At 52.5% G+C, this 16,349-nt stretch carries 15 protein-coding genes and 4 tRNA genes; 16 read left to right on the top strand and 3 right to left on the bottom strand.

What is annotated here, in order from left to right; translation table 11 throughout:
- Positions 1 to 14 precede the first annotated feature (14 nt).
- The 15 genes from D7024_RS11305 to D7024_RS11230 all read left to right on the top strand — a co-directional run bounded on the left by D7024_RS11305 (position 15) and on the right by D7024_RS11230 (position 13,813).
- Positions 15 to 473 (top strand): pyruvoyl-dependent arginine decarboxylase, encoded by a 459-nt coding sequence (locus D7024_RS11305; protein ID WP_121451900.1) that lies wholly within the window; start codon positions 15 to 17, stop codon positions 471 to 473.
- 19 nt (positions 474 to 492) lie between these two features.
- Positions 493 to 1,326 carry a polyamine aminopropyltransferase gene (gene speE / locus D7024_RS11300; protein WP_121451899.1) on the top strand — a complete coding sequence of 278 codons (834 nt, stop codon included), beginning with the start codon at positions 493 to 495 and terminating at the stop codon, positions 1,324 to 1,326.
- 22 nt (positions 1,327 to 1,348) lie between these two features.
- The gene (speB, locus tag D7024_RS11295; protein ID WP_121452552.1) at positions 1,349 to 2,218 is read left to right on the top strand and encodes an agmatinase; all 870 of its coding nucleotides are present in this window, start codon (positions 1,349 to 1,351) and stop codon (positions 2,216 to 2,218) included.
- A gap of 258 nt (positions 2,219 to 2,476) precedes the next feature.
- Positions 2,477 to 2,553: transfer RNA gene (locus D7024_RS11290), tRNA-Asp, on the top strand.
- Between the two features lie 9 nt (positions 2,554 to 2,562).
- A tRNA-Phe gene (locus D7024_RS11285) sits at positions 2,563 to 2,638 on the top strand.
- Positions 2,639 to 2,684: 46 nt separating this feature from the next.
- A tRNA-Gly gene (locus tag D7024_RS11280) sits at positions 2,685 to 2,759 on the top strand.
- Positions 2,760 to 2,767: 8 nt separating this feature from the next.
- Positions 2,768 to 2,843, top strand: a tRNA-Cys gene (locus D7024_RS11275).
- Positions 2,844 to 3,486: 643 nt separating this feature from the next.
- Positions 3,487 to 4,749 carry a sulfate adenylyltransferase gene (gene sat / locus D7024_RS11270; protein WP_121451898.1) on the top strand — a complete coding sequence of 421 codons (1,263 nt, stop codon included), beginning with the start codon at positions 3,487 to 3,489 and terminating at the stop codon, positions 4,747 to 4,749.
- A gap of 16 nt (positions 4,750 to 4,765) precedes the next feature.
- Positions 4,766 to 5,056: a DUF6955 family protein gene (locus D7024_RS11265; RefSeq protein WP_072870904.1), complete on the top strand. Its 291-nt coding sequence runs from the start codon at positions 4,766 to 4,768 to the stop codon at positions 5,054 to 5,056.
- Positions 5,057 to 5,167: 111 nt separating this feature from the next.
- A complete protein-coding gene (gene aprB, locus D7024_RS11260) occupies positions 5,168 to 5,608 on the top strand; it encodes an adenylyl-sulfate reductase subunit beta (protein WP_121451897.1) in 441 nt (146 codons plus the stop codon).
- Positions 5,609 to 5,629: 21 nt separating this feature from the next.
- On the top strand, positions 5,630 to 7,513 hold the full coding sequence (gene aprA / locus D7024_RS11255) for an adenylyl-sulfate reductase subunit alpha (RefSeq protein WP_121451896.1): 1,884 nt from the start codon (positions 5,630 to 5,632) through the stop codon (positions 7,511 to 7,513).
- 115 nt (positions 7,514 to 7,628) lie between these two features.
- Positions 7,629 to 8,870 (top strand): CoB--CoM heterodisulfide reductase iron-sulfur subunit A family protein, encoded by a 1,242-nt coding sequence (locus D7024_RS11250; RefSeq protein ID WP_121451895.1) that lies wholly within the window; start codon positions 7,629 to 7,631, stop codon positions 8,868 to 8,870.
- A 6-nt stretch (positions 8,871 to 8,876) separates the two neighbouring features.
- The gene (locus tag D7024_RS11245) at positions 8,877 to 11,087 is read left to right on the top strand and encodes an FAD-dependent oxidoreductase (RefSeq protein WP_121452551.1); all 2,211 of its coding nucleotides are present in this window, start codon (positions 8,877 to 8,879) and stop codon (positions 11,085 to 11,087) included.
- A 404-nt stretch (positions 11,088 to 11,491) separates the two neighbouring features.
- The gene (locus D7024_RS11235; protein WP_121451893.1) at positions 11,492 to 12,667 is read left to right on the top strand and encodes a (Fe-S)-binding protein; all 1,176 of its coding nucleotides are present in this window, start codon (positions 11,492 to 11,494) and stop codon (positions 12,665 to 12,667) included.
- 9 nt (positions 12,668 to 12,676) lie between these two features.
- Positions 12,677 to 13,813 carry a 4Fe-4S dicluster domain-containing protein gene (locus D7024_RS11230; RefSeq protein WP_243113855.1) on the top strand — a complete coding sequence of 379 codons (1,137 nt, stop codon included), beginning with the start codon at positions 12,677 to 12,679 and terminating at the stop codon, positions 13,811 to 13,813.
- A 64-nt stretch (positions 13,814 to 13,877) separates the two neighbouring features.
- Here D7024_RS11230 and D7024_RS11225 read toward each other — a convergent pair whose 3' ends face one another.
- Both D7024_RS11225 and D7024_RS11220 read right to left on the bottom strand, forming a co-directional pair.
- Positions 13,878 to 14,486 carry a hypothetical protein gene (locus D7024_RS11225; protein WP_125185650.1) on the bottom strand — a complete coding sequence of 203 codons (609 nt, stop codon included), beginning with the start codon at positions 14,484 to 14,486 and terminating at the stop codon, positions 13,878 to 13,880.
- 158 nt (positions 14,487 to 14,644) lie between these two features.
- The gene (locus D7024_RS11220) at positions 14,645 to 14,839 is read right to left on the bottom strand and encodes an SPW repeat protein (RefSeq protein ID WP_121451890.1); all 195 of its coding nucleotides are present in this window, start codon (positions 14,837 to 14,839) and stop codon (positions 14,645 to 14,647) included.
- Between the two features lie 185 nt (positions 14,840 to 15,024).
- Here D7024_RS11220 and D7024_RS11215 point away from each other — a divergent pair, with 185 nt between their 5' ends.
- Positions 15,025 to 15,816 (top strand): hypothetical protein, encoded by a 792-nt coding sequence (locus D7024_RS11215; RefSeq protein WP_121451889.1) that lies wholly within the window; start codon positions 15,025 to 15,027, stop codon positions 15,814 to 15,816.
- 64 nt (positions 15,817 to 15,880) lie between these two features.
- Here the strand turns inward: D7024_RS11215 and D7024_RS11210 are convergent, their stop codons facing one another.
- Entirely contained in the window at positions 15,881 to 16,174 is a 294-nt protein-coding gene (locus tag D7024_RS11210) for a hypothetical protein (RefSeq protein ID WP_121451888.1), read from the bottom strand.
- Positions 16,175 to 16,349 lie beyond the last annotated feature (175 nt).

Below are 16,349 nucleotides of genomic sequence, written 5' to 3'. Positions count from 1 at the left end.
AGGGGGAATTTGCCGTGTTGCCCACCCCAAAAAAATTTTTTCTCACCGCTGCCAGCGCCGAGGGGCACAGCGAATTGACGGCATTTGACAACGCCCTTCTGGCCGGCCGCATCGGAAATATCAATCTGGTTCGGGTTAGCAGTATTCTGCCTCCCGGTGCAGAGTACGACCCCGAATTGTCAATTCCTCCCGGCTCTCTGGTGCCCACCGCTTACGGCTACATCATCAGCGATGTGCCGGGAGAGTTGATTGCCGCGGCCGTGGGCATAGGCTTTTCAGAGGATACCTTTGGCGTGATCATGGAGTTTGCGGGTAAATGCTCGCAAAAGGAAGCCGAAGCGCGCATTGAGGCCATGTTGCGGGAAGCCTTTGCCTCCCGGGGCATGAAACTGGTGGACATGAAGATTGCGGCCACCGAGCACCGGGTGGAAAAAATCGGTTGCGCCCTGGCAGCCGTACCGCTGTGGTATTAATTTTTCTGGGGGTATAGAGATGAACTGCTGGTTTACAGAATTGCAGACCGACCACCTGAAACTGAGTTGCCGGGTGAAAAAGGTATTGTGCGAAGAAAAAACGCCTTTCCAGCACCTGGCCGTTTATGACACGGTCCAATTTGGGCGCATGCTGGCTTTGGATGATGTCATCCAGACTACCGTGAAGGATGAGTTTGTCTATCATGAAATGATCACCCACGTGGGCCTGAACACCCATCCCAACCCCCGCCGGGTGCTGGTCATTGGTGGAGGAGACGGCGGTTCCATCAGGGAAATCCTCAAGCATTCTTCGGTGGAGCAGGCCACCCTGGTGGAGATTGATGAACGGGTGATTGCCGCAGCCAGGGAGTACCTGCCGGAAATCAGCTGTGCCCTGGATGACCCCCGGGTGCGGGTTATTGTGGACGACGGCATCAAGCATGTGAAGGAAAACCGTAACACCTATGATATGATTATTGTGGATTCCACCGACCCCGTGGGTCCCGCGGAAGGCCTTTTTGGGAAGGCTTTTTACCAGGATGTCCATGATGCACTGACTGAAGACGGCCTGTTTGTTGCCCAAACCGAATCTCCCTTTTTCAATCAGGACATCATCTCCCGTGTATTCAGGGATATCCGGAGCATTTTTCCCATCACCAGGCTGTTTTTAGCCTGTGTTCCCACTTACCCCGGTGGTTTGTGGAGCTTTACCATGGGCAGTAAGAAGTACGACCCCCGGCAGGTAAATGTGCTGGAGTTACCCGATTTGAAAACCAGGTATTATAGCCCGGCCATCCACCGGGCGGCCTTTGAGTTGCCTCCCTTTGTGGCGGAGCTGGTTGAACAAGGTTAACAGCCTTTTGGGGGAAAGCTTCATGCTTACGGAAGGGCTGGAGAAGAGCGGTGCATTTATGGGGAGTACCGATGACTACAAGCGTGCCTCTGTAGTTATTCTGGGTGCTCCCCTGGATTTAACGGTGAGCTTCCGTCCGGGGACCCGTTTTGCCCCGGCCCAAATCCGCCAGGTGAGTGTGGGACTGGAAGAGTACAGCCCCGCCCTGGAGCGGGACCTGGTTGATTATGCTTACTATGATGCGGGAGATATTGTTCTGCCCCCTGGGCGGGTTCAAGAAAGCCTTGGGCGCATCGGTGCCACGGTGGCCGCTATCCTGGCCGACGGCAAGTTTCCCCTTTTGCTCGGGGGGGAGCACCTGGTTACCCTGCCGGTGGTGGAAGCCCTGTCTCGTTGTTATCCTGACCTGGCAGTGGTGCACTTAGATGCCCACGCGGATCTCCGCGAGGAATATTTAAATGAAAGACTTTCCCACGCTACCGTGATGCGCCGGGTGGTGGAGGTGCTCGGGGGGGGGAATGTTTTTCAATTTGGCATCCGTTCCGGAACCCGGGAGGAATTTTCCTACGGCCGGGCCACCACCCATTTCTTTCCCGGAGAAATCCTGCGACCTCTAGCTCAAGTTTGCGGTCAGCTCAAAGGCCGGCCGCTTTATCTTACCCTGGACATAGATGTCCTGGATCCGGCCTATGCCCCGGGGACGGGTACGCCGGAGCCAGGGGGGTCTACGCCCCAGGAGGTCTTCCAGGCCCTCTACCTGCTGGCTGACTGCCGGGTGGTGGGTATGGATCTGGTAGAAGTTTGCCCGGCTTATGACCCTACGGAGCGCACATCCTTGTTGGCGGCCAAACTCGTCCGGGAAGCTATTTTATGTTTTGGGCGGGGGAAGTGAACCTTTTACTTTCCGCAACTTTTGGGGCAGCTGTTGCCGCCCTCTTTTTTGTCCTCCTGGTGGCCGAAACTGGTTAAACCCTATACCACAAAAGAGGTGGGGTGGGTAAAGCCCGGGCGGTTAAAAATCATCGAAGGTTGGACCGAAAATTTTTGTCTTGCAGCTGAAAAATACCAATTGACATTTAGGCGTACTTTTTGTATACTTAAGATTGTCAGCAGTGAGGGGCGGTAACCCCGGGCTGCAGGTAATAGAAGCGGAGCTGTGGTGTAGTGGTCTAACATGCCGGCCTGTCACGCCGGAGATCGCGGGTTCGACTCCCGTCAGCTCCGCCAATCTAATGTGCCACGGTAGCTCAGTTGGTAGAGCAGCGGACTGAAAATCCGCGTGTCGCTGGTTCGATTCCGGCCCGTGGCACCACCTGGACAAACCGGCAAAAGTAATATATAATATACTCGTCAAACGTGCGGAAGTGGCTCAGTGGTAGAGCATCGCCTTGCCAAGGCGAGGGTCGCGGGTTCGAATCCCGTCTTCCGCTCCATTTTTTATGGCGACATAGCCAAGTGGCTAAGGCGGCGGTCTGCAAAACCGCTATTCCCCGGTTCGAATCCGGGTGTCGCCTCCAGGCGAAGCCGGAAAAGCTGAGGAGTTGTTCTCCTTGGCTTTTCCTTTTTTGGGGGGCCTGTAGCTAGTAGCGCAGCGCACTTAGTGGGTTGCCTGAAACAGCGGTTCAGCGGTTCTTTGTGACCAAATAACGTGAACCCTTTTACGGTCACAAGAAGTGCTTGTCAGCTCCTTGAATTTATGGTATATAAACAAGTGATAGCCTTCACCATCACAAATGGGGGGATAAAATACCACAGCGTGTTTCAGTCTCAACCATTTGTCGCATTGTTTTAAAAATTAAATTAAAATTTTCTGACCTTCGTTAGAAGGAGGTTTCGTTTTTGTGTAGAATAGTACTTAATTAAGTGAACAGGGGTAGATGGTAAGGATAGCTTAAACCCCCGGCGTTATCAGCCCACCAGATATACTAACAGATAGCAAGTAAATTAATTAGCAAGTAGACGACAATTATTGCTGGAAAATAGTAGGATAGAGAGAGATTGATATATATAATGTTAGCGTGCCCTGTTCTGCGTGCTCATGTAAGGCTCTTGTCAGTTATATTTCCAAACGGGAAGGGGAGGGGATAGTCATAAAGAAGGTTCATTAAAGAGGTGAAGTACACAGTTACAATCACAATTTTTAAAGGAAGGAGAAGGGAAATGACCTATATTGGCCATGGCGGCAAAGAAATTGTGGAAAGGGTTTTAGAACCTGAAAAAGCTGCTGAGGCAATTAAAGGTTTAACTCCGGTACCTATCCGTGGGCAAATAGCCAGGGAAATCATAGATATTTCTTACGGATTTTTCACGCCCCTGGAAGGATTTATGACCAGAGCAGACGTGGAAGGCGTTTGCAATGAAATGAAGCTCGCCAATGGTGTGCTGTGGCCTATCCCCATTGTTTTCGATATTTCCACCGAAGAAATCAACGAAAAAGGCATTAAAGAAGGCGATAAGCTGCTGTTAACCTACCAGGATAAGCCGATGGCCATCCTTGAAGTAGAAGAGATCTTCACCTATGACAAGCAAGAGATGGCTCAGAAGGTCTACGGCACTACGGAAGAAAAACACCCCGGTGTAGCCAGGACTTATAACTACAAGGATAAGTTTATCGGTGGAAAAATCACCCTTGTCAACCCGCCCAAGATTAACCCTCCTTTTGACGAATTCTTCTTCACTCCGAAACAGCTGAGGCAGAAGTTTGCCGAAAAAGGCTGGCAGAGAATCGTAGCCCATCAAACCAGAAACGTACCCCACACCGGACACGAGTGGCTCATGAAGGGCGCCTGGTTGTCTACTCACGGTGAACTGCCCGTGGAGAAGACCCTTACCGGCGTGCTGGTCAATGCCATTATCGGCGAGAAAAGAAAAGGCGACTACATCGATGAGGCCATCGTTTTGTGCCATGATGTATTGCGCAAAGCGGGCTACTTCAGGGAAGACGTACATTTGACCTCCATTACCCTCTGGGATATGCGCTATGCTGGTCCCAAAGAGGCCGTTTTCCACGCCATTTTGAGATCCAACCTCGGTTTGACCCACCACATGTTTGGCCGGGACCATGCCGGAGTGGGTACCTATTATGACCCGTACGATGCCCACAGAATATTTGACCAGTTCCCCGAAGGTGCATTGAACATTAAGCCAGTCCGTGTGCTTGCCTGGTGGTACTGCCCCATTTGCGGTGAGGTAACCTATTCCGGGCTGTGTGGCCACAAGGAGCACAGTCAAAACTTCAGCGGCACTTTGATCAGGAGCATCATCCAGGATGGTGTAAAGCCACCTCGCCTGATCTTCAGACCCGAAGTATTCGACCTCATCATGGAATGCGCAGAAAAGTACGGCTTTGGTTCTGCTTTTGTCACAGACAAGTATTTGCAGGAGCGGAACCCCGTCTTTAGTCTTCCCGACATGAAGTACTAGTTTAGGAGGTGGCGAGATGTCCATTACCATTAATATCTGGATCAACGAGGAGAGGTATGAGAAGCTACAAAAAGCCGGTCTGGCCAACATGGCGGAAGAGGCACTGGCTGGCTTGAAGGTAATTAAGGTCCCCTGCACCGAGGAGCAAAAGGATAAAGTGTTAAAAGTCTTCCCCACGGCTAAATACGACTCTGCCACCACCAAGAGCATCGAATTGTTACCCAGAGAAGTAAAAGACAAGATCTTTGACCTGGTGGTTGAAAAGCAAAGCATAGACGTAATGGATGATTTCCTTAAAAACTATTAAAAACCACTTAATAAGTAACCAGCCAGAAGGGGAGGTGGGTAGCGGGAAGAGGGAGGCTTTCTTTCCAGCGTGCCTTAATGCAATCAAAAATTTATGAGGAGGTTAGAGTTTATGCCAAGTTATGTAATCGCTGAAAAATGTGACGGCTGCAAAGGGCAGGACAAAACTGCATGCATGTACATTTGTCCTAATGACCTGATGGTTCTGGATAAAGAAAGAATGAAGGCGTACAACCGGGATCCTCAAATGTGCTGGGAATGCCTTTGCTGCGTGAAGATTTGCCCGCAGCAGGCCATGGACGTAAGGGGATACGCCGACTTTGTTCCCATGGGTGCCAGCACCATTCCTTTAAGAGGTTCGGAAGACATTATGTGGACCATCAAGTTCCGGAACGGCACCATTAAGCGCTTCAAGTTCCCAATCCGGACCACGCCGGAAGGCTCCATCGTACCCGATGCTGGCTTCGAAACCGGCACTGACGACCTGAAGAGCTATGTGCTGTTTACTGAACCCGGTTCCCTGGGCTGCGAAGTTCCGACCCTGAAGAAATAATTAGAAGAGGAGGTTAGGCAAATGGCAAATTTTGAAACTGTAGAAGTCAGTACTGATCTATTGATTATTGGTGGTGGTATGTCGGCTTGCGGTGCCGCCGTAGAAGCCGCCTACTGGGCCAAGAAGCACGGCCTCAAAGTCACCCTGGTGGATAAGGCCGCTATGGACCGCAGTGGTGCCGTAGCCATGGGTCTGTCCGCTATTAACCTCTACATCGGCCAGGCTGCCGGCGACAACACCGTTGAGGACTACGTCCGTTATGTCAGACAGGACCTCATGGGTATCACCAGGGAGGACCTGGTTTACAGCATCGCCCGCCACGTTGACTCCACCGTGCACTTGTTTGAAAAGTGGGGCCTGCCCATCTGGAAAGACGAGAACGGCAAGTACGTCCATGAAGGCCGCTGGCAGATTATGATCAACGGTGAATCCTACAAGATCATCGTTGCGGAAGCCGCGAAGAACGCCCTGAATGCTCTCGGTCCCGACAATATCTACGAGCGCGTGTTCATCGTGGAGCCCCTGATGGATGGCGACCGCTGTGTTGGTGCCGTTGGCTTCAGCGTCCGCGAGAACAAATTCTATGTCTTTAAGGCAAAGGCCGTCCTGGTGGGCATGGGTGGCGCCGTGCACGTATTCCGGCCCCGTTCCACCGGCGAGGGTCTCGGCCGCTCCTGGTATCCTCCCTTCAACACCGGTTCCAGCGCATACTTCACCCTGAAGGCCGGCGCCGAAATGACCTGCCAGGAAGTAAGATTTATCCCTGTGCGCTTCAAGGATGCCTACGGCCCGGTGGGTGCCTGGTTCCTGCTCTTCAAGTCCGTGGCTACCAACGCCCTGGGCGAGGACTACATGAAGACCCACCCGGATGTGCTTGAGCAGTATGCTCCTTACGGTCTGACCAAGCCCATCCCGGCCAACCTGCGGAACCACCTGGGTCTCATTGACGAAAGAGCCGGCAAGGGGCCCATCTACATGAGAACTGAGGAAGCCATTCAGCGCCTGGCTCAGGAAATGCCCGACGAGAAGCAGCGCAAGAAGAAGCTTAAGGAATTGGAAGCCGAAGCTTGGGAAGATTTCCTCGACATGACCATTTCCCAGGCCCTGCTGTGGGCGGCTACCAACACCTTCCCCGAGGAAAAGCCTTCTGAGATTGCCGCCTGCGAGCCCTACTTCATCGGTTCGCACTCCGGTGCTTCCGGCGCCTGGGTCAGCGGTCCCGAGGACATTGCTCCGGCTGAGTATCAGTGGGGCTACACCAACATGTCCACTGTCAAGGGTCTGTTCTGTGCCGGCGACGCTTCCGGTGCTTCCAGTCACAAGTTCTCCTCCGGTTCCTTCACTGAGGGGCGGATTGCAGCCAAGTCTGCCATCCGGTTCATCGTGGAGAACAACGAGGAGCCCAAGGTGGACGCGGCTCAAGTTGAAGAACTGAAGGCCAGGATCTTGAAGCCGCTGGACACCTTCGAGCAGTACAAGGGCATGACCACCGACCCGGATGTGAACCCCAACTACATCCGTCCGAAGCAGTTCATGTTCCGCCTGCAGAAGCTCATGGACGAGTATGCCGGCGGTGTATCCAAGTCCTTCACCACCAACAAGTACCTGCTCGAAAAGGGCCTGGAGCTATTGGAAATGTTGAAGGAGGACTCGGAAAAACTGGCTGCCGAGAACCTGCATGAACTGATGCGGTGCTGGGAGAACGTCCACAGGATGTGGCAGGCCGAGGCCCACATCAGGAGCGTGCTGTTCCGCGAAGAAACCAGGTGGCCCGGCTACTACATCAGGGCGGACTTCCCGAACCTGGACGAAGAGAACTGGAAGTGTTTCGTCAACTGCCGTTGGGATCGTAACACCGGGCAGTGGGAAGTCTTCAAGCGGCCCGTCATCTCCATCATTGATTAATCAGTAGCCCTATCAAACTGTTACCTTATCTGCATATGTGATGAGAGCCGTGGCTGTTCGCGGCCACGGCTTACCCTTATTTTTCAAAAACTAAACTTGCGACGGTGATGAAAATATGGGTAATAAGAGCATCCTGGTGGTTGGAGGGGGAATAAGCGGGTTAACTGCTGCTATTGAGGCTTCAGAGGTTGGCTATGAAGTCTTTATTATTGAGAAAAACCCTTACCTTGGCGGCAGGGTAGCCCAGATGAATCAATATTTTCCCAAGCTTTGCCCCCCGAACTGCGGTTTAGAGATCAATTTCCGCAGGATTAAAGGTAATCCCAAGATACGCTTCCTTACCCTGGCTGAAGTTACAGGAGTTTCCGGTCAGGAAGGGGATTTCGAAGTTAAGGTAAAAATCCACCCCCGTTATGTCAATGAGAATTGCACCGCCTGCGGCAAGTGTGTAGAGGTATGTCCGGAGGAAAGAAAGAATACCTTCAACTACGGTCTGGACAAAACCAGGGCCATTTATTTGCCACACCTTTTTGCCTTCCCAATGAAGTATGTTATTGATGCAGGGGCCTGCTCGAGATGCAATAAGTGTGCCGAGGTATGTCCGGTTAATGCCGTCGATTTGAATATGGAGCCCAAGGAGATGACTTTGAGGGTTGGTGCCATTATCTGGGCTACCGGCTGGAACCCCTATGATGCCTCCAGCATTGGATATTACGGCTTTGGCCAGTATGAAAATGTCATTACCAACGTGATGCTGGAAAGGCTGGCCGCTTCCAATGGTCCCACCCAGGGCAGGATCCTGCGCCCCTCCGACGGCAAGCCGGTGGAAAGGGTGGCTTTTGTGCAGTGCGCCGGTTCCCGGGATGAAAATCACCTGCCCTATTGTTCCGGTATTTGCTGCCTCGCATCTTTAAAGCAGGCTACCTATATCATCGATCAAAACCCAAATGCTCAAGTTTACATTTATTTCATTGATATCCGGGCGCTGGGTAAGTTTGAGGACTTTTACGTGAAAGTAAAAGATAATCCGAATATTCATTTAGTTAAAGGAAAAGCCGGCGACATCACCGAAGATCCGGCAACCAGGGATTTGACTGTGGTGGTGGAAGACCAGGAGACCCAGAAGTTAATGAAAGAGAAATTCGACCTGGTTGTTCTGGCGACCGGAATGGCGCCGGCGACAAGAGAGGCCAAAGCACCTGCGGATTTAGTTTACGATGAGAATGGCTTTGCGGTCGGTGGCGCACCTGGTATATATAGTGCCGGCTGTGTGAGCAAACCGATGGATGTTGCTTCCTGTGTCGAGGATGCGACCGCCGCTGCCCTCAAGGCTATTCAATCGACGGTGGGGAGGTAAATGACGGTGGACAAGAAGCTGGCGGTTTATATATGCACCGGTTGTGATATTGGGGATGCCCTGGACATTGATGCTCTCTCAAAGGTAGCGACTAAAGAGTATAAAGTACCGGTTTGTAAGTCCCACCCCTTCCTTTGCGGTGCGGAAGGCGTTGAGCTGATTAAGCAAGACATGGAAGGGGAAGGGGTTAACACCATCGTTATTGCGGCCTGCTCCATGCGGGTGAACTACGATGTTTTTAATTTCCCCAACGCTATCGTGGAAAGGGTTAACTTAAGGGAGCAGGGCGTCTGGAGCCATCCGGCCAACGATGAAGATACCCAGATGCTGGCAGAAGACAGCCTGCGTATGGGTATTGTCAAAGCCCAGCAATCGGCCCTGCCGGAACCTTTTCAGGCGGAAAACCTGTCCAAGACCGTCCTGGTGGTTGGCGGAGGCCTGGCCGGTTTGACGGCCGCAGCAGAAGCTGCTCGGGCCGGATACAAAACTGTGCTGGTGGAAAAGAACCCGTCCCTGGGCGGCTGGGTTACCAGGCTATACAAGCAGGTTGGCCTGAAGCCCCCTTATAGCGAGCTAGAAGATGTTGGTATCGCCCAGCTGATCAAGGAAGTGGAAGAGAATCCCAACATTACGGTTTATAAAGGCGCACAAATTGGGAAAATTGCTGGCGCCCCGGGCATGTTTGACGTCGAGATCAAACAAAACAGCAGCCTGGCTATCGAAAGGGTGGGCTCCATCGTCCTGGCTACCGGAGCAGTGGCCTACGATGCCACCAGGTTGAGCCATCTCGGTTTTGGCCAGTACCCCAACGTGATTACCGGCGAGATGTTTGAAGAAATGGCCGCCAGGGGCGAATTTAAGCGGCCTTCCGACGGCAAGGAAGTGAAGAGCGTTGCCTTCATTCTTTGTGCCGGTTCCCGGGATAAAGAGCATTTGCCCTACTGTTCGGCCATCTGCTGCACTGAATCCTTAAAGCAGGCTCTTTATGTGAAGGAAAAGGATCCCGAAGCCACGGTATATATTTTCTATAAAGATATGCGGGCCGCGGGCAACTACGAGTTTCTATACCAGCGGGTGCAAAAAGAAGGAGCCCTCTTCTTTAGAGGGGAAATTGCAGGCATTGAAGAAGACGGCGGAAACCTGGTGGTTGAATTCGATGATGTGCTGGTAGGGGATAGGATTAGAACAGAACCCATTGACCTGGTGGTACTGGCGACCGGCATGGTGCCCACCACTGCCATTGGGGAAAGGCTCGTCGTGCAGACAGATGAGAAGGGCAAAGAATCCGAGCCGCCGGCGGATGAAATCATCAGGTCGAACATCCTGAATCTGGAGTACCGGCAGGGCCCCGAAGTACCTACTTTAAAATACGGCTTTGCGGACTCGCACTTTATCTGCTTCCCCTATGAAACACGCCGGACGGGCATTTACGCCGCCGGTAGCGTGCGGGCGCCCATGGATATTCCCTCAACCATCAAGGATGCTACCGGAGCCGCCCTCAAAGCCATCCAGTGCATTGAACTGACGGCTCAAGGTTCAGCGGTGCACCCGCGGGTGTGGGATCTCTCTTACCCGGAATTCTTCATGCAGAGATGCACCCAGTGCAAGCGGTGCACGGTGGAATGTCCCTTTGGGGCCATCAACGAAGACGAGAAATTCAATCCGCTGCCCAATCCCACCCGGTGCCGGCGTTGTGGTACCTGTATGGGTGCCTGTCCGGAGCGGATCATTTCCTTCAAGAACTACTCGGTACCCATGATCGGCAGCATGGTGAAGGCCATCGAGGTGCCGGAAGAGGACGAGGAAAAACCGAGAATCCTTGTCTTTGCCTGTGAAAACGACGCCTACCCGGCCCTGGATATGGCAGGCATCAATCGCCTGACCATCAGTCCGTGGGTACGGATCATTCCTGTCAGATGCCTTGGCTCCATGAACCTCATCTGGATTGCCGATGCCCTGTCCAAGGGTATTGACGGCATTCTGCTCCTGGGTTGCAAACACGGCGACGACTACCAGTGCCACTTCATTAAGGGCAGTGAACTGGCCAGCTACCGCCTGTCCAAGATCTCAGAAACATTGAACCGCCTGGCTCTGGAATCTGACCGGGTGCGGATGGAGCAGGTCAGCATTATGGATTACGACCGCATCCCTCAAATTATCGAGGACTTTGCCAGCAAACTGGAGGAAGTCGGTCCCAACCCGTATAAAGGTTTTTAACTTTCCCGCCGTAAAGTTCCCTGCCGTAAGGCAGGGGATGAAAGGCGGCCAGGGCAGGGATTGCCCGAAGTTACGCCTGTGGAGCCGGGCCATGGCCCTCGATGAAGCGGGAAGCTCCTTCCGTAAGGGAGGGGTGGTTCACAGAAAAGGCTCTTCTCCAGGTTCCTGTTTTGGCTCATCAATTTGGTATCTAATGTAAGGTGGGTCTACTTCTTCAAAGGAGTACAGAGAGGGGGCAAAAAAACCCTCTCGCCGGTTGCCCTCCGGTGAACAGGTACCGGCGGGCAACCGCGCTGTATCTGCTGCCGGCAGGTGCAAGGCAGCGGGTGCCGCAAAGTACCGCCCCCGGTGTTTAGCCTTGAGCAAGCCTTTTCGAATAAAACCATTGCCAAAGGGGTTTAAAGATTATGGAACCAAAAGAGATATCTTTAGAGATGAAGGAATATCTGGTAGCAGCCGGAGCGCAAACCCTGGATCATTGCATGAATTGTGGGCTCTGTTCTGCCCTGTGCCCGTGGCGCCTGGTTTCTGGTCATACCAGTGAAGTTTTTTATATCCGGAAAATGCAACGCTTGGCACAGCTCGGCCTGGAAGGCTTCGATGCCGAGGATGTACTTTTTGCCTGCACCACCTGCGGTACCTGTCAGCGGAACTGTCCCAGGCAGGTAAAGATAATTGAAAATGTACGTTCTATGCGGAGTACCACCGTCGAGGCCGGGTTCGTGCCGACTCCCGTGAGGTCCGTGGTAGGAAGCCTGCATGCCAACGGCAACCCCTGGTCCGGGTCGCGGGAAAAGCGTATGGACTGGCAGCAAGGGGTGGAAGTGCCTGCTTTTACGCCGGATACCGAATATCTGTTGTTTGTCTGCTGCACTTCCTGTTACGATCCCCGCAGTCAAAAGATCGCCCGGAGCGTGGCGGATCTTTTGAAGAAAGGGGGAGTGAATTTTGGTGTCATTGGCGTGGAGGAGAGTTGCTGCGGCGAAACGGTCCGCAAGATCGGTGATGAGGAGTTATTCCAAAAACTAGCCGAGTCCAATATTAAACTTTTTAAAGAAAAGGGAGTTAAAAAGATCATCACCACTTCCCCTCACTGCCTGTATACCTTTAAGAATGAATACCCCGAATTAGGCGGGGAGTTCGAAGTGGTACACTACACCCAGGTGCTGGCGGGTTTGGTGCAGGAGGGTAAGCTTTCCCTTACCGCCCCGCTGGATAAAAAAGTGGCCTACCATGATCCCTGTTACCTGGGGCGGCACAACGAAATCTTCGAAGCACCGCGCACTTTGCTCAAGGCCATTCCCGGTGCAGAACTTATCGAGTTGAGCCGGGCAAAGGAAAGAAGCCTTTGCTGTGCCGGTGGCGGCGGCCGGTTATGGGCTGAGGTACCCAGGGGAGAACGTTTTGGAGAATTAAGGGTTTTGGATGCCGAGGAGCGGGGAGCGGATATTCTGGCTACGGCCTGTCCTTACTGTGTGATCATGCTCGAAGCAGATTGCCTGGCTCTGGATAAACAGGAAACAATCAAGGTGATGGAAATTTCGGAGCTCCTGAGCGCGTCGATGGGGAGGGAGAGCTAATTGATAAAGGTGAACCCTCATTTTGCTAAGAAACTCCAGAAGTTTGGGGCTAAAACTGTCTCCCAGTGTTTTAGTTGCGGAACTTGTACGGCCGTTTGTTCCCTGGCAACGGATGAGCAGCAGTTTCCGCGCAAGTTTATGCGGTACGTGCAGTTGGGCCTGGAGGATAAGATCAAGCATTCCGTAGAGCCGTGGCTTTGTTATTACTGTGGGGATTGCCAGAAAAACTGTCCGAGGAAGGCCGATCCGGGCGAACTGATGATGGCGCTGCGGCGGTACCTGACGTCCGTTTACGACTGGACTGGTCTTTCACGGAAGCTTTACACGTCTATGGCATGGAAAGTGCTTTCGGTAGGTCTTCTCTTCTTTGCCACCCTGGCCGTTGTCTACAGTTTCAGCGGCGAAATGGTTACCGAGAGGGTGGAGCTGGAGACATTTGCCCCCGCACACATTGTTCACCCTGTAGGCTACGTTTTTGGTGCGGTCTTGGCCTTTTTACTGCTTTCCAATGTTTACCGTATGTACAGGCTCGTCATGGGTCCCTATGCGGCCGGCATCCCGTTATCCGTATACATCCAAGAGCTGGGTACCCTTATTGTGCATTTTGCTACACAGGCGAGGATGCGTCTCTGCACCAATAAGTCGCGTTGGTTGAGGCACTTCCTCATCATGAGCGGTTACTTTGTGGCTTTCATGTTGGTGAACATCGATGTTGTTACCAGGTGGTCTTTGACCAACGAACCGCCCATGTGGTGGCACCCGGGTAAGCTGCTCTGGAGTTACGCCTCTATTGCCATGCTGTACGCCACTACTGAGGCCATTATTGGGCGCTTAAGCAAGAAAGAGCCAATTCACCAGTATTCCCATTCCACTGACTGGATGTTCCTGATCCTGCTCTGGTTTACAGTTTTCACGGGGTTACTCATGCGTATTTTCATGGAACTGGGCATGCCTTTGCCGACCTATCATACCTTTGCCCTTCACCTGGCTTTCACGGTACCTCTTCTGGGTCTGGAGGTCCCCTTTACCAAGTGGTCTCACCTGGCCTACCGGCCCTTCGCCCTCTACTTCCTCCGTTTAAGGGAAAGAGCCCTGGAAATGCAACGGTCCAAAGGTGAAATATCCCAGGTGGGAGTCAGCGGTTAACTATCCAAAACGGTTGGTAAGAAAAGGACCCCGGGAAAGGGTCCTTTTGCTATGCCTTTTTCAGTTAAACGTTTATGGTTCTGCCCGGCCATTCCTGCCGTTTTTCATAATACTGTATGGCCCGCCTGCCCATGGCCATGGCCATGAAATAATTCACCCCGCCGGCCAGCAACAACCCTAAGAGCGGAATGATACGCACCAGGGTCGAACGTGCGGTTGTCCGTACCCCTAAGGAGAGAAGCGTGCGTTCCATCAGGGCAGTGAAGGCGTCTTTGGAAAGTTGGGTGACGGCCACCCGGGAAAGGCTGTTTCCCACGCTTCCTATCCCTGCGGCAAAAACGAAGGCCCAAAAAGCCTCCCGCCGGTAACGGTAACCGGTAAGGTCTTTATTGTAAATGGCGGCTACTTCGAGAACCATGCGGCCCAGCAGGTAGGTAAGCAGGGTTACGTCAAGGGTCACCCCTCCCAGAAGGGCCAGCAATGTTCCCAGCCCGGGCACTACCGCCGGCAAGGCAGTGAGTAATCCTACCAGCGCACATTGCCAGGCCCTCTCCTGAATGATTTTCATGGCCAGTTCCTGGGCGGACAGGCCCGGAGAGGTTTCCTTCAGCTTTTTTATTTTTTGCTCGATTTCCTCGGCCCGGGGTGATGTAAAAGGGTTAAAGCCCGGCACGGCCATTGCCTCCCTTCCTTAGATCCAGTATGCCATACCCGCCAACCCCGGTCAAGAAGCTCAACATTGGGCAGTGACATGGCGCCAGGCCTTCAACCGAAAGTAAAAAACACGCCCGTCCGGAATGTTGTTCCGGGCGGGCGTGAGCGTGAAAGGGGTTATTTGTTTTCTCCTCCACCACCAACCCTTGCTCCCCTGAGTTCAGCATTGGTCAGGTAGGAAACGACAGCAACAAGAATGCCTAAAATGATATCATTCCACATGGCATTGACTACGTTGGAATAGCCCAGTACAAAGGGAGCAATGATCAACCAGATACCAAAGACGATTCCAAGCCAGCCGTATCTGTTCACCTGATTTCACCTCCCACATGCTTGGAAATGTTGCATTCAGTGTTATTTTAACCAGTACCAATTTTTTTAAACGTAAGACCGTTCCAGGTGCGAAAAAATTTAGCTAGAATTATCCATTTAATGAAGGAAAAGGTTATTTATGGTAGAATAAGAATAGCGGAAAATTATGCCTGGAGGTTGATGAAATGTTACAACGCTATTGCGAGCTGGTTGAAGAATTAAGCGTGCTGGAGAAAAGCCTGGTTGCCGATCTATCAATTGAAGAAATTATGCGGTATCTTGATTTGCGCAGGGAGCAGGAGGAGTTGGCAGGGGAACTGGGATACTTGATTACAGAGGCCCTGCTGCACCTGCAGGATTTAGCCAATAGAGTAGAAGAAGAACTGGTTGATTTGCCCGGTATAATGGAAAGCGCCAAAGGCCAGGTAGGGTTCCGGGAAGGCTTTCTCACCAGACTAGCCGGTGTTATCGGGGCACTTGAGGCTGACATGGAAAGGATTCTTGCCGATTGCCGCCAGTTGCGCTACGAGCTCTTATGGGGTGAAAACAGGGAGATCAATAGCGAAGCCGGGCTTCCGGTGGAACAAATGCATGATAAGTTTTCCGCCGGCTGTGGGGAGGACAAGCAGGGCAGCGAAAAGATGCGGGAAGTAGGGCAGAAGCAGGAGAAGGTCCTGGAGGAGGTGGCCTGCGCCCTGGAGCTGGCTGAAGCCAGGGAAGAATCTTCATCTGGCAGGTCGGGACAAAACAACCGGGGGCACACAGACGGGAAGGCTAGCAGTGAGAACGATAAGTCGGCTCCAATCTCCCCGGAAACACTCAAAAAACTGGAGACGGTTATGCGCCCCAAGGAGGCACTGGAAATAGAACCTGTATTGATGGAGAGCCAGGCCAGTTTTGCCGTGTTAAAGGTAGCCTCCTCAGGTGAGGGCAAATCTCGCCACGGCAAGACCCATAAAGAGCGACACCGCCGTTAGTTTTACGGCGGCTGGGTGAGGCTGGTAATGATGGGCACTCCACGGCAAGAGGCCGTGCGGGTGCTCAATTATCTTTTTCCGGCTGCATCTGTTCAATGGGCCGTAAGAAGGTAACTTTATTTCTTCGACCGGGTCTTTTTACCGGCAGTTCCTCCTCAGTTATTTCCAGGTAAAAAACCTTTTCCGGGTAGCAGAGCACGGTTACCACGCCCCGTTCCGGTTCGGTTAGCCAGATCCCTTTGAATTCCAACATTTCTCCCATTAAATCTACATTTACCTTACGCGGTCCTTCCAATACTTCCAGTTCCCATCCCTGAATACTCACCACAATAGTCTTTTGTGGATGAGTTATTTCCATATGCGGACAACCTCCTTCGTTCCGGTGGCCAGTCCAACGGCCCACCCACCAGTATATCATATCCCGCATGGTTGGTAAAATTTTTTTCATAGAAAATGTCGTCGGACTGTGATATTGTCACCCTGTAAGCGGTCTGAGAAAATGTCACCATGGAGAGAGGAGACATTTTCTTGAG

Source organism: Desulfofundulus salinus (assembly GCF_003627965.1).
Lineage (GTDB): Bacteria > Bacillota > Desulfotomaculia > Desulfotomaculales > Desulfovirgulaceae > Desulfofundulus > Desulfofundulus salinus.
Note: the sequence above shows the minus strand (reverse complement) of the source record. Positions and strands in the feature narration are given on the sequence as shown.